The sequence below is a fragment of the Nonomuraea sp. NPDC050394 genome (assembly GCF_044459065.1).
Classification (GTDB): domain Bacteria; phylum Actinomycetota; class Actinomycetes; order Streptosporangiales; family Streptosporangiaceae; genus Nonomuraea.
Window position 1 is genome coordinate 220,092 of record NZ_JBITIO010000008.1, and the last position, 24,384, is coordinate 244,475.

Below are 24,384 nucleotides of genomic sequence, written 5' to 3' on the forward strand. Positions count from 1 at the left end.
CCTCCCGGGCTTCGAAATCGCTTTCCGTAACCCTCCGCCTCCCGCGTGCGGTTGTGCTTCGTGCTGAACCACCAAGTCATCGGCCACGCGCTGTGCTGACGTACAAACCGTCCGCATCGTGGACGATACGGGGATGGGCTGCCGGACTCCGTAGACTAGGGAGGGTGATTTCCCGTATCGACATGCGCGGTTCCCTGCCGGAGAACCTGCGCGACGTGCTGCCCCGCGCCGAGCTCGACGTCGAGGCCGCCCTGGAGAAGGTGCGGCCCATCTGCGAGGACGTGCGCCATCGTGGGGCGGCAGCCGTACGGGAGCTGACCGCCAGGTTCGACGGTGTCGAGATCGCCTCCACGCGCGTGGCGAAGGAGGAGATCGACCGGGCCCTCGCCGAGCTCGACCCGAGGGTGCGGGCGGCGCTGGAGGAGTCGATCAGGCGAGCCAGGAAGGTCCACCGCGACCAGCGGCGCACCGACACCACCACCGAGGTGGTCCCGGGTGGCACGGTCACCGAGCGCTGGGTGCCGGTCGAGCGGGTGGGGCTCTACGTGCCGGGCGGGCGGGCGGTCTATCCGTCGAGCGTGGTCATGAACGTGGTTCCCGCGCAGGAGGCCGGGGTCGCCTCGCTGGCGGTCACCAGCCCGGCGCAGCGTGACTTCGGCGGGCTGCCGCACCCGACGATCCTGGCGGCCTGCGCGCTGCTGGGCGTCGACGAGGTCTACAACGTGGGCGGCGCGCAGGCGGTGGCGATGTTCGCCTACGGCACCGAGGAGTGCGCGCCCGCGACGATGGTCACCGGTCCCGGCAACATCTGGGTGGCGGCGGCCAAGCGGCTGCTGAAGGGCCGCATCGGCATCGACTCCGAGGCGGGCCCGACCGAGATCGCGATCCTGGCCGACTCCACGGCTAATCCCGTGCACGTGGCCGCCGACCTGATCAGCCAGGCCGAGCACGACGTGATCGCCGCCGCGGTGCTGGTCACCGACAGCGTGGAACTGGCCGAGGCGGTGGAGAAGGAGCTGCCGGGCCAGGTCGGGGCGACCAAGCACAGCGAGCGCATCGCCGAGGCGCTGGGCGGCCGGCAGTCGGGCATCGTGCTGGTGTCGGACGTCGAGGCCGGGCTGAAGGTGGTCGACGCCTACGCGGCCGAGCACCTGGAGATCCACACCGCCGACGCCGCCGCGGTGGCGGCGCGGGTGCGCAACGCGGGCGCCATCTTCGTGGGCACGTACGCGCCGGTCTCGCTGGGCGACTACCTCGCCGGGTCCAACCACGTGCTGCCGACCGGCGGCTGCGCCTGTCACTCCAGTGGGCTGTCGGTGCAGTCGTTCCTGCGCGGCATCCACGTGGTCGACTACACCAGGCAGGCGCTGGCGGGCGCCGCCGCGCACGTGTCGGTGCTGGCCGACGCCGAAGACCTGCCCGCACACGGCGCGGCGGTCCGCGCCCGTTTCGACTGGGAAGTGCCTAACCCGTGAGGCTGGAAGACCTGCCGCTGCGCGACGACCTCCGGGGCAAGACGCCGTACGGCGCGCCCCAGATCGACGTCCCGATCCGGCTCAACACCAACGAGAACCCCTATCCGCCCTCCAAGGCCCTGGTCGACGACCTGGCCGAGGAGGTGCGCAGGAGCGCCTCGACCCTCAACCGCTACCCCGACCGCGACGCCGTGGAGCTGCGCGCGGAGCTGGCCGCCTACCTCGGCCACGGGCTGAGCGGCGAGCAGGTGTGGGCGGCCAACGGCTCCAACGAGGTGCTCCAGCAGATCCTGCAGGCGTTCGGCGGCCACGGCCGCAGCGCGCTGGGCTTCGAGCCGTCCTACTCGATGCACCCGATCATCACCTCGGGCACGAGCACCGAGTGGGTCGACGGGGCGCGCGAGGAGGACTTCACGCTCGATCCGGGCAAGGCGGTGGCCGCGATCGAGGAGCACCGGCCGGACATCGTGTTCCTGACCTCGCCGAACAACCCGACGGGCACCTCGCTGCCGCTGGCGACGATCCGGGCGGTGCTGGAGGCGGCGCCGGGCATGGTGGTCGTGGACGAGGCCTACGCCGAGTTCGCCCGCGAGGGCACGGCGTCGGCGCTGACGCTGCTGCCGGAGTTTCCCCGGCTGATCGTGACGCGGACGATGTCGAAGGCGTTCGCGATGGCCGGGACGCGGGTCGGGTATCTGGCCGCGCATCCGGTGGTGGTGCAGGCGTTGCTGCTGGTCCGCCTGCCGTACCATCTGTCGACGCTGACGCAGGCCGCGGCGCGTACGGCGCTGCGCCACCGCGAGGAGTTGCTCGGCGGGGTGGCGGCGCTGCGGCGCGAGCGTGATGCCACGGTGGCATGGCTGCGCGGTCAGGGGTTGACGGTCGCCGATTCGGACGCCAATTTCGTGTTGTTCGGACGGTTCGCAAATCGTGAGGCGGTGTGGCGGGGGCTCCTGGAGCGGGGAGTGCTCATCCGCGAGGTCGGGCCACCGCAGTGGCTGCGGGTCTCGATCGGCACCGGCGAGGAGATGGCGGCGTTCCGCGCCGCTCTGGAGGGAGTTCTGTGAGCCGTATCGGCCGTGTGGAGAGGGCCACCAAGGAGACGACGGTGCTGGTCGAGGTGGACCTCGACGGCACGGGTCAGGTCGAGGTGTCCACCGGGGTGGGCTTCTACGACCACATGCTCAACCAGCTGGGCAAGCACGGGTTGTTCGACCTGACCGTCAAGACCGAGGGTGACCTCCACATCGACTCCCACCACACGATGGAGGACACGGCGCTGGCTTTGGGCGCGGCGTTCCGGCAGGCGTTGGGCGACAAGTCGGGCATCCGGCGGTTCGGCAGTGCGTCGTGTCCGCTGGACGAGGCGCTGGCCAACGTCACGGTCGACCTGTCCGGCCGGCCGTACCTGGTGCACTCCGAGCCGGAGGGCATGGCGCCGATGATCGGCCCCGCGTACGACACGACGATGACCCGGCACATCCTGGAGTCGTTCGTGGCACAGGCGGCGATCTGCCTGCACGTGCACGTCCCCTACGGCCGCAACGCCCACCACATCGTGGAGGCGCAGTTCAAGGCGCTGGCCCGCGCGCTGCGCGCGGCGAGCGAGCGCGACCCGCGCGCCAGCGGGGTGCCGTCCACCAAGGGTGTCCTATGAGCGAGAACATGATCGCTTATGCGATGGTGTTCATCGGGCTGTTCCTGTTCGGCGGGGTGTTCTCGCTGGTCAAGCAGGGGCTGAAGCTCGGTGCGGTGTTCTGCGCCCTCGGCGGCGTCATGGCGATCACGGCGGGGGTGTTGTGGTGGTGAGCAGGAACGTCGTGGTGCTCGACTACGGCTCCGGCAACCTGCGCTCCGCCGAGCGCGCGCTGGCCAGGACCGGCGCCCGGGTGACGGTGACCGCCGACTACGACGCGGCGCTGAACGCCGAAGGGCTGGTCGTGCCCGGTGTGGGCGCGTTCGCGGCGTGCATGGCCGGGCTCAAGGGCGTGCGCGGCGACGAGATCGTCGGGCGCAGGCTCGCCGGCGGCCGTCCGGTGCTGGGCATCTGCGTCGGCATGCAGGTGCTGTTCGCGCGGGGCGTCGAGCACGGCGTGGAGACCGAGGGCTGCGGCGAGTGGCCGGGCACGGTCGAGCGGCTGGAGGCGCCGGTTCTGCCGCACATGGGCTGGAACACCGTCAAGGTGCCCGACGGCAGCGTGCTGTTCGCCGGGATCGAGGAGGAGCGCTTCTACTTCGTGCACTCCTACGGCGTACGCGAGTGGGAACTCGTGCCCGGCGACGGCTTCGGCCACCCGCTGGTCACCTGGGCCGAGCACGGCGTGCCGTTCGTGGCCGCCGTGGAGAACGGGCCGCTCATGGCCGCCCAGTTCCATCCGGAGAAGTCCGGGGACGCGGGAGCCGCCCTGCTGAAGAACTGGGTCGGCACCCTGTGAACACGCGGTGAGCAAGGAACGTGCGCGGCGGCGCGCCGTGCGCGAGGCCGAGCGCGCACAGGCGATGCGGCGCAACGAGGAACGGCAGGCGCGTGCGGCGCGCCGCCGTGCCCGCCTCGGCCGGCTGGTTCCCCGGCCGGTGCGCTTCGCCCGCCAGGGCGGGCTGCTGGCCCGCCGCCACCGCGTCCAGAACGCCGTCGTGGTCGGCGTCTTCCTGCTCGTGCAGCTGCTGGTGTGGCTGATCTGGCGGGCGCCGGCGGTGAGTTTCGGGGTGCTCGTCTTCTCGGTGTTGTTCGTCCCTGTCTTCGTGACCCTTGCCTTCAACCGGAGGATCTGAATGTCGCTTGTGCTGCTCCCGGCCGTGGACGTGGTGGACGGCCAGGCCGTACGCCTGGTCCAGGGTGAGGCGGGAACCGAAACCGGCTACGGCGACCCGCTCGCCGCCGCGCTGGCCTGGCAGGAGGCGGGCGCGGAGTGGATCCACCTGGTGGATCTCGACGCCGCCTTCGGCCGGGGCAGCAACCACGCGCAGATCGCCGAGGTCATCGCCCGGCTGGAGGTGAACGTGGAGTTGTCCGGCGGCATCCGCGACGACGACTCGCTGACGGCGGCGCTGGCCACCGGTTGCCGCCGGGTCAACATCGGCACCGCCGCGCTGGAGAACCCGGAGTGGTGCCGGAAGATCATCGCCGAGCACGGCGACAAGATCGCGGTCGGCCTCGACGTGCGCGGCACCACGATCGCCACCCGGGGCTGGACGCAGGAGGCGGGTGACCTGTGGCAGACGCTCGAACGGCTGGAGGCCGACGGCTGCCCGCGGTACGTGGTCACCGACGTGACCAAGGACGGCACGCTGCGCGGCCCGAACCTGGAGCTGCTGCGCGAGTTCTGCTCGCGCACCGAGCGGCCGGTCGTGGCCAGCGGCGGCGTCTCCAGCCTCGATGACCTGGTGGCGTTGTCCGGCCTGGTGGCGCAGGGGCTGGAGGGCGCCATCGTGGGCAGGGCGCTCTACGCTCGGGCGTTCACGCTGGAGAACGCGCTGGATGCGGTCCGCGTTTAGTTCGTTGGGAGGGGGCGTGATGGGCAGCGTGAGCATGGAAAGAACCGGGACGAGGGTGTTCTCGGGCGGAGTCTGGGAGGAGCGCTACGGCTACGCGAGAGCCGTCGTCGTCGGCGACCGGGTGGTCGTCTCCGGCTGCACGGCCACCGTCGACGGCGAGGTCCAGCACGTCGGCGATCCCTACTGGCAGAGCATGACGGCGATGAGCATCGCCCTGGAGGCGGTCGAGGCGGGTGGGCTGACCCGCGACGACGTCGTCATGGTCCGGTACTACGTCGTCGAGCACCGTCACTTCGACCAGGTCGGATCCGCGATCGCCGAGGTGTTCGGCCGGGTGCGGCCGGCGTGCACGGGCGTGCGGGTGGCCGGTCTGGTCGACCCTCGGATGCTGGTCGAGATCGAGATCGAGGCGCAGAGAGCATGACGGTCGCGGTACGAGTCATCCCGTGTCTGGACGTGGACGCGGGACGCGTGGTCAAGGGCGTCAACTTCGAGAACCTGCGCGACGCGGGCGACCCTGTCGAGCTGGCGCGGCGCTATGACGCCGAGGGCGCCGACGAACTCACCTTCCTCGACATCACCGCCTCGTCGGGCGAGCGGGAGACGATGCTCGACGTGGTCCGCAGGACCGCCGAGCAGGTGTTCATCCCGCTGACCGTGGGTGGCGGCATCCGCGCGGTCGAGGACGTCAACCGGCTGCTGCGGGCGGGCGCGGACAAGGTGTCGCTGAACACCGCCGCCATCGCCCGTCCCGAGCTGCTGACGGAGTGCTCGCGCCGCTTCGGCGCGCAGTGCGTGGTGCTGTCGGTGGACGCGCGGCGTGCTCCCGGTACGGCCAGCGGCTTCGAGGTCACCACCCACGGCGGCCGCAAGGGCACCGGGATCGACGCCGTCGAGTGGGCGGCCCGCGGCGAGGAGCTGGGCGTGGGCGAGATCCTGCTCAACTCGATGGACGGCGACGGCACCCTGGACGGCTACGACCTGGAGATGATCCGGGCCGTGCGAGCCGCGGTCCGGGTCCCGGTGATCGCCAGCGGCGGCGCGGGCCGGCTGGAGCACTTCCCTCCGGCGATCGCGGAGGGCGCCGACGCGGTGCTGGCGGCCTCGGTGTTCCACTTCGGCACGCTGAAGATCTCCGAGGTCAAGGACACTCTGCGGACGGCGGGATACCCCGTCCGGGGATAACTGGCGGTATGACCGCTAACAATCCGGTGGTGGCGGCGTTCGTCGCCGCCATCAACGAAGGCGACAAGGCGGCGTTCGAGGCACTTCTGGCCCCGGACGCCACCATGTCCGACGACGGCTCCGACCGCGACCTGGGCCAGTGGACCGAGCGGGAGATCTTCTCGGCCGGCGGCCGTTTCGCCGTGGAGTCGCAGGAGCCGGACGGGCTGTCGATGCTCGCCCGGTTCCGCAACGACACGTGGGGCGAGATGAAGACCCGCTGGCGCTTCGTCCTCACCCCGGACGGTTCGAAGATCCAGCGCTTCGAGACCGGTCAGGCCTAGAGAGCGCGTGCGGGTTTCGAGGCCCGTGTGTGGCTCGGCTGCAGGCGCGTGCGGGCCTAGAAGGCCCGCATGTGGTTGTAGAGCTCGAAGGCGGCGTCCTGTTCGCTGAACGCCGCCGCCTCCGAGCGCTTGACCGCCAGGTACGCGCGGGCGCGCAGTTCACCCAGGGCGGCCATCAGCACCTCGTCGGCCTCCAGCGCGTCCAGCGCCTCGGTCAGCGAGGCGGGCAGGCGCGGATACCGGCCCGGCTCGGTGTCGGGATCCACGGTGACCGGCTCGCCCGGGTCGAGCTCACGGCGGATGCCGTCCAGCCCGGCGTGGATGACCGCGCCCAGCGACAGGTACGGATTGGCCGAGGAGTCCGAGGGCTTGAGCTCCAGGTTGATCTCGCCGCCGGAGCCCAGCGGGGAGCACACGCGGACCGCCGCCTCGCGGTTGTCCGGGCCGTGGACGGCGTAGCCGCTGGACCACATGCGCGGGCCCAGGCGGCGGAAGCTGTTGACGCTGCCGCACGTGAGCGCGGTCAGGGCGGGCAAGTGGGCGAGCAGGCCGCCGACGAACCAGCCGCGCACGTCGTCGTCGGCGAAGAGGTTGCGGCCCTCGCGCCACAGCGACAGGTGCAGGTGGGCGCCGTTTCCGGCTTGTTCGGCCAGGGGTTTGGGGGCCAGCGAGGCCCACATGCCCATGCGGACGGCCACGCCCCGCACGGTCTCGCGGTAGATGACGTGGTTGTCGGCCGCGCGAAGGGCGGGAGCGTGGCGTATAGACAGCTCCTGCTGGCCGGGGCCGAGTTCCGGGTGGTAGTGCTCGACCTGGAGCCCCTGCTTCTCGAGGGCGTGGACCAGGGTCATCGTGTAGTCGTGGGCGGTGTCGAAGCCGGTGGCGGCGTAGCAGAGCGTGTCGTCGAGGGGGACGAGCCGGTCGGGTTCGCCGCTGGGGCCGGGCCGGCGGTGGCCGAGCGTGAACTCCGGCTCGAAGGCGGCCACCAGCGTGTAGCCCGCGCGGCCGAGGGTGGCCACGGCGTCCTTGAGAAAGGTGCGCGGGCAGGCGTCCCACGGACTGCCGTCGGACTGGCGCAGGTCCGCCATCATCGCGGCGGCGCCGGGCGCGTAAGGGAGCGGCACGAAGGTCGCGGGGTCAGGCACGAGCCTGACCTCGCCGACGGGTCCCAGCTGCTCGACCTCCTGGAGCTGGTCGAGCATGTTCATCGCCATCATGGCCACCGTGTGCCCGATCCCCGTCTCCAGCCGTTCGGCCAGCAGTGACCGCGACGCCGCCTTGCCACGAATGACACCGCCGTGGTCGGCGTAGAGGAACCGGATCAGCTCGATCCCATCGATCTCCGCGCGTTCCAGGATGCGGTTGACGGCGGGATCAGGCTGATGGACCCTGGTGACGCTCTGACGATCTTCCATCCTGTCTGCGTAGCACGAACCGGCAGCTCAAGGAAGCGACTTCCGCAGACGAAGACGTTCCTCAGTTCAGAACGTTGGTAAAGAACACGGCCAGTTGGTTCGCTCCATTGACGATTCCGTCGAACACGCCGTTCACGGCGGCGGCGGCTTGGGCCGGCCGGGTGAACAAGTAGAAGATCACGAACGCCACCGCGACGTATGTGACCACCTTCTTGACCTGCATGGGGGGCCTCCTGCAGTCCATTCCCAGCCGTATATACCCGGATCTGGGCGATCACTGGCATCTTCTGTGAAGATGTTCTTGATCATAACCGGGGGGCGTCTTTCCTACGTCATGGTACGGGCTTTGTCGCCCCGGGGTGCGCCTGCCACGCCGTAATTCCGAGTCGTGAGACGGAGTCCCAGGTAGAGGGACAGGGCGATGGGGAGACGATCAGGCCGGCGCCGATCGCCCGGGCGAGCGGCCGGTCGGCGAGGCGGCCGAGCAGGACGGCGACGGCGGCGAGGTTGGCCGGCAGGAGTACGGCGATGGTGACCCACAGGGTGGGTGCAGACAGTGAATGGATAGTAGCAATCTCCACTATCTATAGCTAAGCTATCCAACACTGGCAAGAGTGAGGATTGAGACGTGCGGATGGCAGAGCTGAGCGAGACGACCGGGGTTTCCGTGCCGACGATCAAGTACTACCTGCGGGAGGGGCTGCTGGAGCCCGGTCGCCCGATCGGCCGCAACCAGGCCGAGTACGGGCCGGCGCACGTGAAGCGGCTACGCCTGGTGCGCGCGCTCGTCGAGTACGGTGGCCTCGGCATCGCCGCCATCCGCGACCTCACCGGCCACCTCGACAACCCGCGCGTCGCCCTGTTCGAGCTGATGGGGGAGGCACAGAAGACCGTCACCACCCACGACAGCCCCCGGCCGGGACCGCACCGCGAAAAGGCGGAGCGGGTCGTGACCGAGTTGCTGGAGCGCAAGGGGTGGCAGGACGCCGGCCGCAATCCCGCCATCGGCACCCTGGTCGGCGTGCTGGCCGCGCTGGACGAACTCGGCCGCCGGGAGATGGTGACCGCGCTCGGCGACTACGCCGACGCCGCCGAGCGCATCGCCGAGGTGGACATGCGGGTGATGGGCGACGTCGAGGACCGCGAGCAGGCGGTCGAGATCGTCGCACTCGGCACCCGCCTGGGCGACGCCATCGTGGGCGCCCTGCGCAGAGTGGCCCAGGAGCACATGTCGTCCAAGCGCGCCCCGGACTCCCAGACGCCGGATTCCTAGACGCCGGATTCCCAGACGCCGCACTCCCAGACGCCGGACTCGCAGGCGCTGGACTCAGGCGCCGGACTCCTAGACGCCGAGTGAGGCGTTGAGGAGGCGGGCCACGGCGTCCTCGTCGCCGGTGAGGTCAACGCGGGCGTGCTGCTGGCGGCCGAAGCAGAACAGCAGCAGATCGCCCGCCCGGCCGGTCACCTCGACCTTGGGCCCTTCCTGCGCGCCGCCCAGCGCGACGCCTCCGCCCAGCCGGTGCAGGACCACGCCCACGGGCGACTTGCGCAGCATGAGGCGGGCCCCCACGGCCAGCCGCTTCCAGATCAGCCGCTCGAAGTCGTCGGGCAGCGGGCGCGGCTCCCACCCGGGCCGGGCCCGCCTGATGTCCTCGTGGTGGACGAAGAACTCCAGCGTGTTGACCGTCTCGTCCAGAAACGGCAGCAGCCCGTAGAAGCCGCCGGGCTTGCGGACCATCCCGACCAGTTCGGGGAAGGGATGCTTGGCCTTCAGCCCGTTCTGCACCGAGGCCGTGTATCCGGCCAGCGGCCTGAGCGCGATGCCGGCCGCCGCGTCCGGGCGGCGTTCCCGCAGAACCAGGTGCGCGGCCAGGTCGTAGGTCGTCCACCCGGTGCACAGGGTGGGCGCGTCAGGGCCGGTCTGGTCGAGCAGATCGCAGATCGCGGAGCGTTCGGCACGGGCGTGAGTCACGAGGCCCAGCCTACCTGTGGGAATAACGGGGTGATCAGCCGTGATAGTCACTATGTAGAAATATCCCCGTTGGGAAGGAATCCCCCCGAGTGGCGAGCAAGGTCACCTCGGCCGTGATGCGTCAAGGACTGGGCGTCCTTGGGGTGGCCGTCCGCACGGAGAAGGCGGTGTTCGCGATCGCCGTCCTGGCCAGCGGCCTGTACGGCGGCATGACCGTGGCCTCGGCGTGGGCCCTGGGCTGGGCGACGGAGAACGCCGTCCTGCCCGCCTTCGAGCAGGGCGACATCACCGCGGGGGTGCTCTGGTCGGCCACCCTGCTGATCATGGGCACCGCGTTGCTCAAGGCGATCGGCGTGGCGGGCCGGCGCATCTTCGCCGGTGTCGTCCAGTACCGCATGCAGGCGCGCTCGCGCCGCGACGTCACCAAGCAGTACCTGCGGCTGCCGCTGTCCTGGCACCACCAGCACCCCACCGGCCAGCTGCTGTCGAACGCCAGCGCCGACGCCGAGGCGGCCTGGGCGCCGCTGGCCCCGCTGCCGATGGCGGTGGGCGTGATCGTCATGCTGTTCACGGCCGCGATCGCCATGGTGTTCACCGACCCGGCCCTGGCGCTGGTCGGATTCCTGATTTTTCCGGCGATAGCCGTACTGAATCTGATTTATCAGCGCAAGCTCAGCCCGCTCGCCACCCGCGCCCAGCAACTGCGCGCCGAGGTCAGCGAGATCGCGCACGAGAGCTTCGACGGCGCGCTCGTCGTCAAGACGCTCGGCCGCGAGGCGCTGGAGACCGAGCGCTTCCAGCGGCGCGCGCACGAACTGCGCGACGCCAACATCGCGGTCGGGCGGGTGCGCGGCCTGTTCGACCCCATGCTGGAGGCGCTGCCCACCCTCGGCGTGCTCGCCGTGCTGGCCGTGGGCGCCATGCGGCTGTCGTCCGGCTCGATCAACTCGGGTGAGCTGGTGCAGGTGGCCTACCTGTTCACGCTGCTGTCCTTCCCGATCAGGGCGCTCGGCTGGGTGCTGGCGGAACTGCCCCGCAGCGTGGTCGGCTGGACGCGGGTGCAGGCCGTGCTCGACGCGAGCGGCTCCATGGAGTACGGCTCCGCCGAACCCACCGGCACGCGGCCCGCCTCCCTCCAGGTCGACGACGTCTCCTATGCCTACGGCGACAGCGAGGTGCTGCACGGGGTGAGCTTCGACGTGGCGGCCGGCCGTACCGTGGCACTGGTGGGACCCACCGGGTCGGGCAAGTCCACGCTCACCCAGCTCCTGGTGCGGCTGGTGGACCCGCGCGACGGCGCGGTCAGGCTCGACGGCGAGGACCTGCGCGAGCTCGCGTACGGCGCGATCGCCCGCTCGGCGGCGCTGGTGCCGCAGCAGACGTTCCTGTTCGACGACACCGTGCGCGGCAACGTCGCGCTCGGCCTGGAGGTCACCGACGAGGAGGTGTGGGCGGCGCTGCGGCTGGCGCAGGCGGACGGCTTCGTCGCGCGGCTGGCCGACGGCCTGGACACCCGCGTCGGCGAGCGCGGCACCACCCTTTCCGGCGGCCAGCGCCAGCGGATCGCGCTGGCCCGCGCGATCGTGCGCGGGCCGCGCCTGCTGATACTCGACGACGCGACCTCCAGCGTGGACCCGCAGGTCGAGGCCAAGATCCTGTACGGCCTGCGCGATTCCGCCGAATCCTCCACCACCGTCGTGGTCGCCTACCGGATGGCCACGATCGCCCTGGCCGACGAGGTGGTCTTCCTGGAGCGCGGCCGTGTCGGGGACCGGGGCACCCATGAGGAGCTCCTGGCCCGCAGCGAGGGATACCGCAACCTCGTGACCGCCTACGAGCGCGAGGAGTCCGAGCGTGCGGCGATCGAGGCCGGCGAACAAGAAGGGGTGAGCGCCTGATGGCTCTGCGGGGAGTGGAGCGCTCGGCGCTGGCCACGGTACGGCGGGGTCTGTCGCTGACCCCCGAGTTCCGCAACGGCCTGATCGGCACGATGGCCCTGGCCGTCGTCGCCACCGTCGGCAAGATCATCGTGCCGATCGCGGTGCAGCAGACGATCGACACCGGCCTCAAGGGCGGCAAGCCCGACCTGTCGTACATCTTCGGGGCGGTGGCGCTCTGCGCCGTCGCGGTCATCCTGACGGCCCTGGCCGGATACCTGATGAACGTCCGGCTCTACAAGTCCACCGAGTCCTCCCTGGCGACGCTGCGCGTACGCGGGTTCCGGCACGTGCACGACCTGTCGGTTCTCACCCAGAACACCGAACGCCGCGGCGCCCTGGTCTCCCGCGTCACCAACGACGTCGACCAGATCAGCACCTTCATGCAATGGGGCGGCCTGATGATCATCGTGGCGCTCGGGCAGCTGCTCGTGGCCACGGTGCTCATGTTCATCTACTCCTGGCAGCTCACCCTCCTGGTGTGGATCTGCTTCATCCCGCTGATGATCGCCCTGCCGCGGTTCCAGCGGCTGCTGTCGCGCGCGTACACCGTGGTGCGCGAACGCACCGGCGACATGCTCGCCGCCGTCAGCGAGTCCGTGGTCGGCGCCGCCGTGATCCGCGCCCACGCCGCCGAGAACCGCACCGCCGAACGCGTCGACACCAGCGTGGACGCCAACCGCTCCGCCCAGATCAGGGCCCAGACGATCGTCGGCTTCGTCTTCCCGCTGACGGAGATCGTCGCCGCCCTGGCCATCGCCGGGATCGTCCTGCTCGGCGTCCAGCTCGGCCTGTCCGGCGGCATCTCGGCCGGCAAGCTCGTCGCCTTCCTGTTCCTCGTCACCCTGTTCGTCTCACCGCTCCAGATCGCCACCGAAGTGCTCAACGAGGCCCAGAACGCCGTCGCCGGCTGGCGGCGCATCCTCGGCGTCCTCGACACCCCGCCCGACGTGGCCGACCCGGGCGACAAGGGCGCCGAACTGCCCCGCGGCCCCATCTCCGTCAGGTTCGAGGACGTGCACTTCGCCTACCCCGGCGGCGAGCCCGTCCTGCGAGAGGTCACCGTCGAGATCCCGCCGCGCTCGCGCGTGGCGATCGTGGGGGAGACCGGCTCGGGCAAGACGACGTTCGCCAAACTCCTGACCCGCCTCATGGACCCCGCCGCGGGCCGCGTCACCATCGACGGGCACGACCTGCGCGACATCCGCTTCTCGTCGCTGCGCGAGCGCATCGTGATGGTGCCGCAGGACGGCTTCCTGTTCGACGGCACCCTCGCCGACAACATCCGGTACGGCCGGCCGTCCGCGACCGACGCCGAGATCTCCCTCGCGCTGACCGAGCTCGGCCTGGCCGACTGGGTGGACGGCCTGCCCGCCGCCCTCGACACCCCCGTCGGGCAGCGCGGCGAGTCGCTGTCGGCAGGCGAACGCCAGCTCGTCGCCCTCGCCCGCGCCTATCTCGCCGACCCCGACCTCCTCCTGCTCGACGAGGCCACCTCCGCCGTCGACCCCGCCACCGAGGTACGGCTGGCCCGCGCCCTGGAAGGCGTCACCAGGGGCCGCACGGCCATCTCCATCGCCCACCGGCTGTCCACGGCGGAGAACGCGGACGAGGTGCTGGTGTTCGACGGTGGCCGGCTGGTGCAGAGGGGGGCGCACGACGACCTGGTGCGGGAGGAGGGCGTGTACGCCGGACTCCACGCCTCCTGGATCTCCGCCGCCCACTCCTGACCCGGGGCCACGGCCCGGCGCGGGAGGTGGGGAGCGGGGGAAGAAGCAGGAGGCGGGGCTGGTTGAATGGCGGCATGTCCCTGGAACCCGACATCGCCGCGCGGCTCAAGCGCGGCCCCGACGGGCTGGTGCCCGCGATCGTCCAGCAGTACGACTCCGGCGAGGTGCTCATGCTCGCCTGGATGGACGACGAGGCGCTGCATCGCACGCTCACCACCGGCCGCGCCACCTACTGGTCGCGCAGCCGCAAGGAGTACTGGGTGAAGGGGAACACCTCCGGCCACGTCCAGCACGTGAAGGCGGTGGCGCTCGACTGCGACGGTGACACGGTCCTGCTCAAGGTGGACCAGGTGGGCGCCGCCTGCCACACGGGCGACCGTACCTGCTTCGACGCGGACGCGCTGCTGCCGTGAACAGGGAGACGTGGGTCTGGGCGGCGGCCACCGCGGCGGGCTGCCTGCTGGTGCTGCTGGCGGCGGGCCGCGTCTGGGTGCGCGCCACGGGAACGGCCACGGGAACGGGCGGGGTCACCGCCGCCGGGACGGGCGGCGACCTGAGCGGCGGCCTGACCGCGGTGGGGCTGGCGGCGCTGGCCGGTGTGGTGGCGGTGCTGGCGACCAAGGGTGTGACGCGCCGCGTGGTGGGCGCGCTGCTGGCGTTGTGCGGCGCGGGCCTCGGATGGATCACGTTCTCGGCGCTGTCGCCGGGGTCGGTCGCCGGATGGGCCAGGAATGTCCCGGCGCTTCACGGGGTGACGGATCCGGCGTACACGACCGAGATGCCCTGGCCGGTGGTGGCGGGCGTCGGCGCGGCGCTGGTGCTGGTGGGGGGCGTGATGGCGGTGGTACGCGGCGGGCGCTGGACGGCCATGCCGGCCCGCTACGACCGCCGGCCGGCGGGGGAGCGGCCTGCGGACGACCGTTCGATGTGGGACGCTCTGGACAGAGGCGACGATCCCACGAGCTGAGTCCCGAAATATCGGTGGCTTTCGGTGTTGATCGAGGTTCCTGACCTACGCTTCCGTGCAAGGGGCCACGATGACGAAGGGCGCGGCAGCATGACCTACGGCAACCAGGACGGCAGCGGCGGTTACGGCGCGCAGCCGCCCGGCGGGGGATACGGCCAGCAGCCGGGAAACGGCGGCGGCTACGAGCAGCAGCCCGGCAGCGGTGGCGGTTACGGCCAGCAGCCCGGTAGCGGCGGTGGCTACGGCCAGCAGCCGGGCAGCGGCGGTGGCTACGGCCAGCAGCCGGGCAGCGGTGGCGGCTACGAGCAGCAGCCGGGCAGTGGCGGCGGGTACGGCCAGCAGCCCGGCAGCGGTGGCGGTTACGGCCAGCAGCCCGGCAGTGGGGGTGGTTACGGCCAGCCCCAGCCAGGCAGCGGCGGTTACGGCCAGCCGGATCCCTACGCGCAGCAACAGCCCGGCTACGGCTACGGCCAGTCCTCCGGCGGCTACGGCCAGGCCCAGGAGGCCTACGCCCAGCAGCCCGTCTACGCGCAGCCCGCCTACGGCCAGCCCGCCGCCTACGCCAAGCCTCCGGCCCAGACGAACGCCATGGCCATCACCTCGCTGATCCTCGGCATCGTCGGCCTGTTCCTGTGCGGCCTGACCAGCATCCCGGGCGCGATCTGCGGCCACGTCGCGCTGGCCCAGGTGAAGCGCAACGGCGGTGAGGGGCACGGTCTGGCGGTGGCCGGACTGATCACCTCCTACCTGACGATCGTGGCGTGGGTGATCGGCTGGCTGGTGTTCGGCGGCTTCATCCTGGCGATGTTCGGGCTGGCGAGCGCGGCCGGCACGGGCTACTGACACCCTCCTTGCGGTCAGGTCACAAATCATCCTTATGACGGATAATTCCCCATGTGGGGCGTGGTAGGTCGCTATGCTGCGGCGGGCAACTCGCCACAAGCACCACACGAGGAGTCTCCAGTCATGAGCTACGGAAACCAGGGCGGCAGCGGCGGTTACGGTGCCCAGCCCCCCGGTGGGGGATACGGCCAGCAGCCGCCGAGCGGCGGCGGCTATGGCCAGCAGCCTCCCGGCGGAGGCTACGGCGCGCAGCCTCCGAGCGGCGGGGGCTACGGCGAGCAGCCGCCCGGCGGCGGAGGTTATGGCCAGCAACCCCCGAGCGGCGGCGGCTACGGCCAGCCCGGCGGCTACGGCGGTGGCCAGACGCCGCCGGACAACCACCTGGTGGCCGCGATCCTGACCACGATCTTCTGCTGCCTTCCTCTGGGCATCGTCTCGATCGTGAAGTCGTCGCAGGTCAACTCCAAGTGGCAGGCGGGTGACTACCAGGGCGCGATGCTGGCCTCCGAGGAGGCGAAGACCTGGTGGAAGCGCTCGCTGATCGGCGGCATCATCTACTACGTGCTGCTCATCATCGGCCTGATCATCTACTTCGTGATCATCGCGGCCGCCGTGTCCAGCAGCTACTCGTCGTACTAAAGGCGATACTTGACCTCATGAGCGTTGCGAACCTCGAGCGGCGGGCCGCGGACCGTTGGAAGGCCGTGCTCCCGCCGCTCGGCGTCGCCGCGGGCACGGCGGCGGTCTTCGCCTTCGTCGGCGCGGTCGACCCGAACGAGCCGGGGCACTATCCGACCTGCCCGTTCCTGTGGCTGACGGAGCAGGCGTTCGGCACGGGGCTGTTCTGTCCCGGCTGCGGGACGCTGCGGACCATCCACGCGCTGGCCCACCTCGACCCGGTGGCCGCGCTGGGGCTCAACCCGCTCGCCGTCGCGGTCGTGCCGTTCCTGCTGTTCTGGTGGGGCCGGTGGCTGGTGCGGTCGTGGAAGGGCTCACCCCGGCGGACGACCCTCGCCCATCCCGGCTACATCTGGGCCTTCCTCGCGGTCGTGATCGTGTATTGGGTCGTGCGAAATCTTCCGTTTGGGGCATTTTTGGCTCCGTAGTCGGGCCCCGATGGTGAGGTGAGCGCGACCGGGCCGATACCATCGCAAGAGCAGGCCGGGAGCGGACGCGAAGCGAACTCTCAGCCGCCCCCAACACTGCCGACCGGAGGGACCCCAGCGCGTGAGTGTGCTCGACGACATCCTCGACGGGGTGCGAGCGGACCTGGCCACACGACAGCAGGCCGTGTCGCTTGACGAGCTCAAGGAACGGGCAGGGCGGGCTCCCACCCCCAGAGACGCCCATGCGGCACTGGGTGGCGACCGGGTGTCGGTGATCGCCGAGGTCAAGCGGTCAAGCCCGTCCAAGGGCGCGCTGGCCGCGATCGCCGACCCGGCCGCGCTCGCCGCCGACTACGAAGCGGGCGGCGCGCACGTCATCAGCGTGCTGACCGAGCAGCGCCGCTTCGGCGGCAGCCTCGACGACCTGGCCGCCGTGCGCGCCCGGGTCGACATCCCGATCCTGCGCAAAGACTTCATCCTCACCGCCTACCAGCTGTGGGAGGCCAGGGCCTACGGCGCCGACCTGGCGCTGCTCATGGTCGTCTCCCTGGAGCAGGAGGCGCTGGTGTCGCTGATCGAGCGGGCGGAGTCGATCGGGCTCGCGCCGCTGGTCGAGGTCCACACCGTGGAGGAGACCGAGCGCGCGATCGCGGCCGGGGCCAAGATCATCGGGATCAACGCCCGCGACCTGAAGACGCTGGAGGTCGACCGCGACGTCTTCAGCAAGATCGCGCCGATGATCCCCGACGACATCATCAAGATCGCCGAATCCGGGGTACGCGGCCCGCACGACCTGCTCGCCTACGCGCGCGGCGGCGCCGATGCCGTCCTCGTGGGTGAGAGCCTGGTCACCGGCAAGGACCCGCGCAAGGCCGTGGAGGCGCTCGTGACCGCCGGCGCCCACCCAGCGACGCGCCCCGACCACGGATCAGAGGGATAGCAGTGGCACAAGACGGCTCCATCCTCACGGCCGCCGACCTGGCCGGCAACGGCGCCTACGGCGACGACCCCGACGTGCACGGCAAGTTCGGCATCTTCGGCGGCCGCTACGTGCCCGAGGCGCTCATCCCGGCGCTCGACGAGGTGGCCTCGGTCTACGAGACGGCCAAGAACGACGTGGGGTTCCTGCGCGAGTTCGACCACCTGCTGCGCACGTACGCGGGCCGCCCCACCACGCTGACCGAGGTCCCGCGCTTCGGAGAGCAGGCCGGCGGCGCCCGGATCATCCTCAAGCGCGAGGACCTGACCCACACCGGCGCCCACAAGATCAACAACGTGCTGGGCCAGGCGCTGCTCACCAAGCGCCTGGGCAAGAAGCGGGTCATCGCCGAGACCGGAGCGGGTCAGCACGGCGTGGCCACCGCCACCGCCGCGGCCCTGCTCGGCCTGGAGTGCGTCATCTACATGGGCGCCGTCGACTGCGAGCGCCAGGCGCTCAACGTGGCCAGGATGAAGCTGCTCGGCGCCACCGTGATCCCGGTGACCAACGGCTCGCAGACGCTGAAGGACGCCATCAACGAGGCCTTCCGCGACTGGGTCACGAACGTCGACACCACCCACTACCTCTTCGGCACCGTCGCGGGCCCGCACCCCTTCCCCGAGATCGTGCGCGACTTCGCCCGCATCATCGGCGTGGAGGCGCGCCGCCAGATGCTGGAGCTGACCGGCGCGCTGCCGGACGCCGTCTGCGCCGCCGTCGGCGGCGGCAGCAACGCCATCGGCATCTTCCACGCCTTCATCGGCGACAAGGACGTCGCGCTGCACGGCTACGAGGCGGGCGGCCACGGCCTGGCCAGCGGCGAGCACGCGCTCACCCTGACCGCCGGCTCGGTCGGCGTCCTGCACGGCTCGCGCACCTACGTGCTGCAGGACGACGAGGGCCAGACGATCGAGTCCCACTCGATCTCCGCCGGTCTCGACTACCCGGGTGTCGGCCCGGAGCACGCCTGGCTGAAGGACAGCGGCCGCGCCACCTACCACGGCATCACCGACGCCGAGGCCATGGAGGCGTTCTCGCTGCTGGCCAGGACCGAGGGCATCATCCCGGCGATCGAGTCCTCCCACGCGCTCGCCGGAGCGCTCAAGCTCGGCCGTGAGCTGGGCCCGGAGGCGACCATCCTGGTCAACCTCTCCGGGCGCGGCGACAAGGACATGGGCACCGCCATGAAGTACTTCAACCTCTAGGGTTCACGATCATGACCACTCTTCAGACGGTGTTCGCCAAGGCCAAGGCGGACAACCGGGCGGCGCTCGTCGGCTATCTGCCCGCGGGGTTCCCGTCCAAGGACGGCGCCATCGCCGCCGCCGCGGCCCTGGTCGAGGCGGGATGCGACGTCATCGAGATCGGCCTGCCGTACTCCGACCCGCTCATGGACGGTCCCACCATCCAGGACGCGGTGCACCGCTCGCTGACCAACGGCACCCGCATCGCCGACGTGTTCCGCACGGTCGAGGGGGTGGCCGCCACCGGCGCCGCCACGCTCGTCATGACCTACTGGAACCCGATCGACCGCTACGGCGCCGAGCGTTTCGCCCGCGACCTGGCCGGTGCGGGCGGGGTGGGCACGATCACGCCCGACCTCACGCCCGAGGAGTCCGGGCCGTGGCGCGAGGCCTCCGCGGCGGCGGGCATCGACACCGTCTTCCTGGTGGCGCCCAGTTCCACGGAGGAGCGCATCAAGGCCGTGGTCGAGTGCTGCACCGGCTTCGTCTACGCCGCCTCGCTCATGGGCGTCACAGGCGCCCGCGAGAGCGTGAACGTGGCCGCGGAAGGCCTGGTCGAGCGCACCCGCGCGCACACCGACCTGCCCGTCTGCGTGGGCCTGGGCGTCGGCACCGGCGCGCAGGCGGCCGAGGTGGCCGCCTACGCCGACGGCGTCATCGTCGGCTCCGCCTTCATCCGCCGCCTGCTCGACGCGCCCGACGAGGCCGCGGGCCGCGCCGCCTGCGCCGAACTGGCCCGCGACATGGCCGCGGGGGTCCGCTCCCACGCCTGATCTCCGGTACGGCGAAGCGCGGCCACCCAGGGTTTCCCTGGAGCCGCGCTTTTCGTTTGTGCGTGCATTCATCGGAGCAAGGACGCAAAAGTGCAACAAGGCGCATGGTTTGTCCATAGAAGCGGTCCGGTGATCGCGCCAGGGTGGCGGCACGGACCCTTCGCACGAAAGGACGCACATGCGCCGACGATCCGCCGCGTTAGCCGGGCTCCTCGCGCTCGCCACCCTCACCACCACCCCCGCCCAGGCCACCCCGACGCACCCGTCGGCGGAGACCGCCGCACCACCGGACGTCCGCCTGCCGCCCACGACGCCGCCCATCACGCCGCCCGCGACCTCGTCCACATCCGAGGCGCCGTCCGGCCCCGTGGTGCCGATCGAAGAGGCGGCGGCCGTCGCGGATCCGGTGACGATCTCCTCGCGGGAGCTGTCGGTCTCCCTGGACCCGGCCTTCCCCCGGGTGCTCGGCTACACCGATCGGGCTGGCGGGGCCACCCTGGGCGGCAGCACCACCGCCCCGGTCGTGGTCCTGAACGGCACGCCGTACCCCGTGACAGGGACGCTCACCGGCACGGACGGGAAGAGCGCCCGCTACCGGCTGACCTTCGCCGCGCTGGGCGGCGTGGCGCTGGAGGCGTCGGTGGGGGTGCGGGGGCGGACCACGACGTTCAGGATCGACAAGGTGACCGACACGGCCGCCTTCCGGGTCGGGACGATCGACCTGCCCGGCCACGACCTGGTGTCGGTGGCCAGTGACCAGGCGGGTGCGGCGACGGCGTTCACCCGGCTGGATCCGAACGCGACGCGGACCGCCGACGTGTTCGCGAAGGTGACGGCGCAGACGGCGGCCGAGGCGCAGCCGGTCGGGGCGACCTACGGGATCGTCAACACCGACCGGCTGGCCGCGGCGATCGAGTCGAACTCCACCTACGACCGCCCCTCCGGCCCCACGGACGTGGACCGCGCCCGCTTCTGGCACCAGGCGCGCAAGGGCGCCGACGGCGTGGTACGGGTGGGTGTGTGGAGTGGCCAGTGGACTTACCGGGCGGCGGGCGCGCCGTTCACGGAGGAACTGCCGTGGGCGAAGGTGGTCGTGACGCCGGACGCCAACGGTGACGGCACGCTCGACTGGCAGGACGGCGCGATCGCCTTCCGCGACATCGGCGTCAAGGCGCGGGGCGCCGACCAGACCAAGGACCGGGTGGCGATCCACATCCCGTTCAACTTCGCCAGCCAGGCGACGCACCCGTTCCTGCGCACGCTGGACGACGTCAAGCGGATCGCGCTGGCCACCGACGGACTGGGCCAGCTGGCGATCCTGAAGGGCTACCAGTCCGAGGGCCACGACTCGGCGCACCCGGACTACGGCGGCAACTACAACAAGCGCGCGGGCGGCCTCAAGAACCTGAACACGCTGCTGAAGACCGGCAGGCGGTGGAACGCCGACTTCGGCGTGCACGTCAACGCCACGGAGGCCTACCCGGTGGCGAAGACGTTCAGCGAGACGCTGGTGAACAAGGACGCCAAGGGCTGGAACTGGCTCGACCAGTCGTACTACATCGACCAGCGCACCGACCTGACCACCGGCGACCTCGCCGAACGGTTCAGGCGACTGCGCGAGGAGACCGGCCGCGACCTCGCGCTGCTCTACGTCGACGTGTACTACAGCCACGGCTGGACCGCCGACCGCACGCTGGCCGAACTGCGCCGCCAGGGCTGGCAGGTGACCACGGAGTGGTCGGACAAGCTGGAGCGCGCCTCGCTGTGGTCGCACTGGGCCACGGACATGAGCTACGGCGGCGCCACCAACAAGGGCCTCAACTCCCAGATCATCCGCTTCATCCGCAACCACGAGAAGGACGTCTGGAACGCCCACCCGATCCTCGGCAACGCCAGGATCGAGGAGTTCGAGGGCTGGACCGGCGAGGCCGACTGGAACGCCTTCACCCGCAACATCTGGGAGCACAACCTTCCGGCCAAGTTCCTGCAGCACTACCCGATCCTCGACTGGAACGCCGACCAGATCGTCTTCGGCCGGGGCGTGACCGGAACGGCCGCGAACGGCAGGCGTGAGCTGTTCCTCGGCGACCGCAAGATCCTGGACGGCACCACCTACCTGCTGCCCTGGGAGGGCAGGTCCTACCACTACAACCCCGCGGGCGGCCCGACCACCTGGGACGCCGACCGGCCGATGCGCCTGTACAAGCTGACCGACCAGGGCCGCGTCCCCGCGGGCACGCTCACCCCGTCCGGCGGCAAGATCACGATCACCGCCGAGCCCGGCGTGCCGTACGTGCTGTATCCCGGCAAGGCGCCCCAGCAGGACACACCCGAGTGGGGCGAGCGCTCCGGCGTCGCCGACCCCGGCTTCAACGACGACACCCTGCGCGCGTGGGAGCGCACCGGCCAGGTCTCGATCGAGAAGAACGCCAAGGGGCAGCGGGTCGCGCTGCTGGCCGCCGGTCAGCCCGCCGCGATCGGGCAGAACCTCAGGGGCCTCACCCCCGGCCGCACCTACAGCGCCTCGGCCTGGATCGAGGTCGAACCGGGCAAGACCCGCGAGACCACCCTGGAGATCGGCGGGCAGAAGGTCCGGCTGGACAGGTCCACGGCCAGGAACAACGTCGCGGCCGACGAGAAGCACGGCACCTACTTCCAGCGCGTCAGGGTCGTCTTCACCGCGACCGGGAGCCACGCCAAGCTCCGCCTCGGCGCGGGCGGTGGTGACGGCGCGGTCCGCGTGGACGACGTCCGCCTGGTCACGACCGCCAAGCCCGGCCCGGTCGAGGACTTCGAGAACGTCGACCAGGGCTGGGGACCGTTCGTGAAGGGCGACGCGGGTGGCAGCACCGACCCCCGCACCCACATCGCCCAGAAGCACGCCCCGTTCACGCAGGCCGGATGGAACGGCAAGACCGTGGACGACGTGATCGGCGGCGAAGAGTCGCTGAAGGTGCACGAGGAACGGCAGGGCCTGGTCTACCGGACGGTCCCGCAGACCGCCCGGTTCGTGAACGGCCACGCCTACGAGGTCTCCTTCGCCTACCAGAACGCCCAGCCGGGCACGTACGCGTGGGTGACCGGCTACGACAAGGGCGGCAGAAGCGTCGAGACCCGGCGCACCCCGATCCCCGAGCAGCGCTCGACCACCCGCTTCACCGAACGGGTGGTGGCCGGGTGCGGCGAGGTCTGGGCCGGCCTGCGGTCACTGCGGCCCGAGCAGGCAGGGGCCGACTTCATCCTCGACGACTTCGCGGTCAAGGACCTCGGACCCGTCGCCGAGCCCGCCGCCTGCGCCTCGCTGGAGGTCCGGCCCGGTACGGCCACGCTGGAGCCGGGGGTGGCCAACGACGTGACGACCGTCTTCACCAACCTTGAGGACGTACCGGCCGGGGTGAGCGTGACGCTGGCCGTACCGGATGGGTGGCAGGTCGCCGGGCAGGGAACCGGGACCGTGCAGCCCGGCGCCGCGCTCACCACGACGTGGAAGGTGACGCCGCCGGTCGACGCCCCCTACCGGGCCTACGACCTCAGGGCGAGCGCCGTCTACGGCGGCAAGCGGGTCGAGGCGGCCGTCAGCGTGCGGACGCTGCCACCGCCGCCTTCAGGGACGGCGTGGGCCAGTGACCACGACTGGGTCAGCGCCGACAACGGCTGGGGCCCGGCCGAGCGGGACCAGTCCAACGGAGAGCAGGGCGAGGGCGACGGCCGGCCACTGACCATCGGCGGCGTCGCCTACGCCAAGGGCCTGGGCGTCCACGCGCCCAGCAGAATCCGCTACTACCTGGGCGGACGCTGCACCGGCTTCACCGCCGCCGCGGGCGTGGACGACGCGCAGCCCACGCGGGGGTCGGTGCGGTTCACCGTGCTGGCCGACGGGGCGGTCAAGGCGCAGAGCCCGGTGCTGCGCGCCGCCGACGCCGCCCACGAACTGCGCGCCGACCTGGCCGGGGCCCGGTACGTGGACCTGGTCGTGGACGACGGCGGCGACGGCAACGGCAATGACCACGGCGACTGGGGAGGGGCCCAGTTCACCTGCGGGTGAACCGCTAGGATCCCCTCCCGGCGTGGAGGAGGGCGTGAGGATGGCGCAGCCGTACCGGCAGTGGATGCACTACCTCACGCCCGGCCCGGCCCATCGCGGGCTCGGCCTGGTCTGCCTGGGCGTCGGTCACCAGGACGGCGCGCTGCCGACCGTGGGCCCGCGCACCATGCAGAACCACGTGGCGGTCGTGGTGACCGAGGGCGGCGGCTGGTTCGCCGAGGCGGGCGGCGCGCCCGTGGAGGTGGCCGCGCCCGCCGTGCTGTGGCTGCGTCCCGGCGTCCGGCACCACTACGCGCCGCATCCGCCCGGCTGGACCGAGTGGTTCGTCGACTTCACCGGCTCCGCGGTGGCCACCTACACCGAGCTGGGGTTCCTGGGCGACGGGCGGCCGGTGACGCCGCTGACCACGTCCGAGCCGGCCGCCCGCGCCATCGGGCGCATCGTCCAGGCCTGCCGGCGCGGCAGCCCGTACCTGGAGGTGGAGACGTCGGCGGTGGTGCACGAGGTGCTGGTGGCGCTGCGGCACGCCCGCGTGGACGAGGGGCCGGACGGCGTGCTGGAGACGCTCGCGAGGGACGCCTGCCTGCCGATCCCGGTGGCCGAGCACGCCAGGCGGCTGGGGCTGCCGCTGGCCGAGCTGCGGCGGCGGGTACGGCGGCTGACCGGGTGCAGTCCCAAGGACTACGTGCTGACGGTCCGGCTCAACCAGGCCAAGGATCTGCTGGCCGGGACCGACCTGCCGGTGGCGGCGGTCGCGCGGCGGGTGGGGTATGACGATCCGGCGTACTTCACCCGGTTGTTCACCCGCCGGACGGGGATGCCGCCGAGCGAATTTCGCGCCCAACGTTTCGGTTAAGTCAGGACTTTTTGTCAAATCAGAGGACAATAGGGGTTC

Annotated in this window: 26 protein-coding genes; 23 read left to right on the top strand and 3 right to left on the bottom strand. The window is 71.3% G+C overall.

The features are described from left to right. The first annotated feature begins 164 nt into the window (after positions 1-164). From hisD to ACIBKY_RS29990, 10 genes are read left to right on the top strand one after another with little or no spacing between them, the layout of a single operon-like run. Complete coding sequence (gene hisD, locus ACIBKY_RS29945) at positions 165-1,475, top strand: histidinol dehydrogenase (protein ID WP_397101677.1); 1,311 nt, start codon at positions 165-167, stop codon at positions 1,473-1,475. Further along, a complete protein-coding gene (locus ACIBKY_RS29950) occupies positions 1,472-2,542 on the top strand; it encodes a histidinol-phosphate transaminase (RefSeq protein ID WP_397101679.1) in 1,071 nt (356 codons plus the stop codon). The genes hisD and ACIBKY_RS29950 overlap by 4 nt, the downstream gene beginning before the upstream one ends. Next, positions 2,539-3,132, top strand: a complete 594-nt coding sequence (gene hisB, locus ACIBKY_RS29955) for an imidazoleglycerol-phosphate dehydratase HisB (protein ID WP_397101681.1) — start codon at positions 2,539-2,541, stop codon at positions 3,130-3,132. The genes ACIBKY_RS29950 and hisB overlap by 4 nt, the downstream gene beginning before the upstream one ends. After that, complete coding sequence (locus tag ACIBKY_RS29960) at positions 3,129-3,284, top strand: hypothetical protein (RefSeq protein ID WP_379624051.1); 156 nt, start codon at positions 3,129-3,131, stop codon at positions 3,282-3,284. Before hisB ends, ACIBKY_RS29960 begins: the two co-directional genes overlap by 4 nt. Then, positions 3,281-3,910 carry an imidazole glycerol phosphate synthase subunit HisH gene (hisH, locus tag ACIBKY_RS29965; protein WP_397101683.1) on the top strand — a complete coding sequence of 210 codons (630 nt, stop codon included), beginning with the start codon at positions 3,281-3,283 and terminating at the stop codon, positions 3,908-3,910. The genes ACIBKY_RS29960 and hisH overlap by 4 nt, the downstream gene beginning before the upstream one ends. A gap of 7 nt (positions 3,911-3,917) precedes the next feature. After that, complete coding sequence (locus ACIBKY_RS29970; protein WP_397101685.1) at positions 3,918-4,247, top strand: hypothetical protein; 330 nt, start codon at positions 3,918-3,920, stop codon at positions 4,245-4,247. Beyond that, positions 4,248-4,970 carry a bifunctional 1-(5-phosphoribosyl)-5-((5-phosphoribosylamino)methylideneamino)imidazole-4-carboxamide isomerase/phosphoribosylanthranilate isomerase PriA gene (gene priA / locus ACIBKY_RS29975; RefSeq protein ID WP_379624057.1) on the top strand — a complete coding sequence of 241 codons (723 nt, stop codon included), beginning with the start codon at positions 4,248-4,250 and terminating at the stop codon, positions 4,968-4,970. A 34-nt stretch (positions 4,971-5,004) separates the two neighbouring features. Next, positions 5,005-5,394, top strand: a complete 390-nt coding sequence (locus ACIBKY_RS29980; RefSeq protein WP_397102152.1) for a Rid family hydrolase — start codon at positions 5,005-5,007, stop codon at positions 5,392-5,394. Continuing rightward, the gene (hisF, locus tag ACIBKY_RS29985; protein WP_397101688.1) at positions 5,391-6,155 is read left to right on the top strand and encodes an imidazole glycerol phosphate synthase subunit HisF; all 765 of its coding nucleotides are present in this window, start codon (positions 5,391-5,393) and stop codon (positions 6,153-6,155) included. The genes ACIBKY_RS29980 and hisF overlap by 4 nt, the downstream gene beginning before the upstream one ends. An 8-nt stretch (positions 6,156-6,163) precedes the next feature. Next, the gene (locus ACIBKY_RS29990) at positions 6,164-6,478 is read left to right on the top strand and encodes a nuclear transport factor 2 family protein (protein ID WP_397101690.1); all 315 of its coding nucleotides are present in this window, start codon (positions 6,164-6,166) and stop codon (positions 6,476-6,478) included. A gap of 56 nt (positions 6,479-6,534) precedes the next feature. On the opposite strand, the gene ACIBKY_RS29995 is transcribed toward ACIBKY_RS29990, so the two are convergent. Together ACIBKY_RS29995 and ACIBKY_RS30000 are read right to left on the bottom strand one after the other, a co-directional pair. Continuing rightward, positions 6,535-7,893 (bottom strand): glutamine synthetase family protein, encoded by a 1,359-nt coding sequence (locus tag ACIBKY_RS29995; protein WP_397101692.1) that lies wholly within the window; start codon positions 7,891-7,893, stop codon positions 6,535-6,537. A gap of 61 nt (positions 7,894-7,954) precedes the next feature. Continuing rightward, positions 7,955-8,116 carry a hypothetical protein gene (locus tag ACIBKY_RS30000; protein WP_184960810.1) on the bottom strand — a complete coding sequence of 54 codons (162 nt, stop codon included), beginning with the start codon at positions 8,114-8,116 and terminating at the stop codon, positions 7,955-7,957. Between the two features lie 411 nt (positions 8,117-8,527). Here ACIBKY_RS30000 and ACIBKY_RS30005 point away from each other — a divergent pair, with 411 nt between their 5' ends. Beyond that, the gene (locus tag ACIBKY_RS30005; protein ID WP_397102154.1) at positions 8,528-9,166 is read left to right on the top strand and encodes a MerR family transcriptional regulator; all 639 of its coding nucleotides are present in this window, start codon (positions 8,528-8,530) and stop codon (positions 9,164-9,166) included. A 69-nt stretch (positions 9,167-9,235) separates the two neighbouring features. On the opposite strand, the gene ACIBKY_RS30010 is transcribed toward ACIBKY_RS30005, so the two are convergent. Continuing rightward, positions 9,236-9,865: a TIGR03085 family metal-binding protein gene (locus ACIBKY_RS30010; RefSeq protein WP_397101694.1), complete on the bottom strand. Its 630-nt coding sequence runs from the start codon at positions 9,863-9,865 to the stop codon at positions 9,236-9,238. Positions 9,866-9,981: 116 nt separating this feature from the next. Here ACIBKY_RS30010 and ACIBKY_RS30015 point away from each other — a divergent pair, with 116 nt between their 5' ends. The 12 genes from ACIBKY_RS30015 (at position 9,982) to ACIBKY_RS30070 (ending at position 24,345) form a co-directional block, all read left to right on the top strand. Further along, positions 9,982-11,763: an ABC transporter ATP-binding protein gene (locus ACIBKY_RS30015; RefSeq protein WP_397102156.1), complete on the top strand. Its 1,782-nt coding sequence runs from the start codon at positions 9,982-9,984 to the stop codon at positions 11,761-11,763. Next, positions 11,763-13,532, top strand: coding sequence for an ABC transporter ATP-binding protein (locus ACIBKY_RS30020; protein ID WP_397101696.1), 1,770 nt, complete (start codon positions 11,763-11,765; stop codon positions 13,530-13,532). Before ACIBKY_RS30015 ends, ACIBKY_RS30020 begins: the two co-directional genes overlap by 1 nt. A gap of 74 nt (positions 13,533-13,606) precedes the next feature. Next, positions 13,607-13,945, top strand: a complete 339-nt coding sequence (hisI, locus tag ACIBKY_RS30025) for a phosphoribosyl-AMP cyclohydrolase (protein WP_397101698.1) — start codon at positions 13,607-13,609, stop codon at positions 13,943-13,945. Further along, the gene (locus ACIBKY_RS30030; protein WP_397101700.1) at positions 13,942-14,499 is read left to right on the top strand and encodes a Trp biosynthesis-associated membrane protein; all 558 of its coding nucleotides are present in this window, start codon (positions 13,942-13,944) and stop codon (positions 14,497-14,499) included. The genes hisI and ACIBKY_RS30030 overlap by 4 nt, the downstream gene beginning before the upstream one ends. Positions 14,500-14,589: 90 nt before the next feature. Then, positions 14,590-15,342 carry a DUF4190 domain-containing protein gene (locus tag ACIBKY_RS30035; RefSeq protein ID WP_397101702.1) on the top strand — a complete coding sequence of 251 codons (753 nt, stop codon included), beginning with the start codon at positions 14,590-14,592 and terminating at the stop codon, positions 15,340-15,342. Positions 15,343-15,465: 123 nt separating this feature from the next. Beyond that, a complete protein-coding gene (locus tag ACIBKY_RS30040) occupies positions 15,466-15,981 on the top strand; it encodes a CD225/dispanin family protein (RefSeq protein ID WP_379624081.1) in 516 nt (171 codons plus the stop codon). A gap of 17 nt (positions 15,982-15,998) precedes the next feature. Next, a complete protein-coding gene (locus tag ACIBKY_RS30045) occupies positions 15,999-16,448 on the top strand; it encodes a DUF2752 domain-containing protein (RefSeq protein WP_184960825.1) in 450 nt (149 codons plus the stop codon). Positions 16,449-16,569: 121 nt separating this feature from the next. Then, positions 16,570-17,388, top strand: a complete 819-nt coding sequence (gene trpC / locus ACIBKY_RS30050; RefSeq protein ID WP_397101704.1) for an indole-3-glycerol phosphate synthase TrpC — start codon at positions 16,570-16,572, stop codon at positions 17,386-17,388. Between the two features lie 38 nt (positions 17,389-17,426). Then, complete coding sequence (gene trpB / locus ACIBKY_RS30055; RefSeq protein WP_379624113.1) at positions 17,427-18,632, top strand: tryptophan synthase subunit beta; 1,206 nt, start codon at positions 17,427-17,429, stop codon at positions 18,630-18,632. 11 nt (positions 18,633-18,643) lie between these two features. Beyond that, positions 18,644-19,444: a tryptophan synthase subunit alpha gene (gene trpA, locus ACIBKY_RS30060; RefSeq protein ID WP_397101706.1), complete on the top strand. Its 801-nt coding sequence runs from the start codon at positions 18,644-18,646 to the stop codon at positions 19,442-19,444. Positions 19,445-19,622: 178 nt separating this feature from the next. After that, positions 19,623-23,489, top strand: a complete 3,867-nt coding sequence (locus ACIBKY_RS30065) for an endo-alpha-N-acetylgalactosaminidase family protein (protein ID WP_397101708.1) — start codon at positions 19,623-19,625, stop codon at positions 23,487-23,489. Positions 23,490-23,529: 40 nt separating this feature from the next. Beyond that, complete coding sequence (locus ACIBKY_RS30070) at positions 23,530-24,345, top strand: AraC family transcriptional regulator (RefSeq protein WP_397102158.1); 816 nt, start codon at positions 23,530-23,532, stop codon at positions 24,343-24,345. Positions 24,346-24,384: the final 39 nt, after the last annotated feature.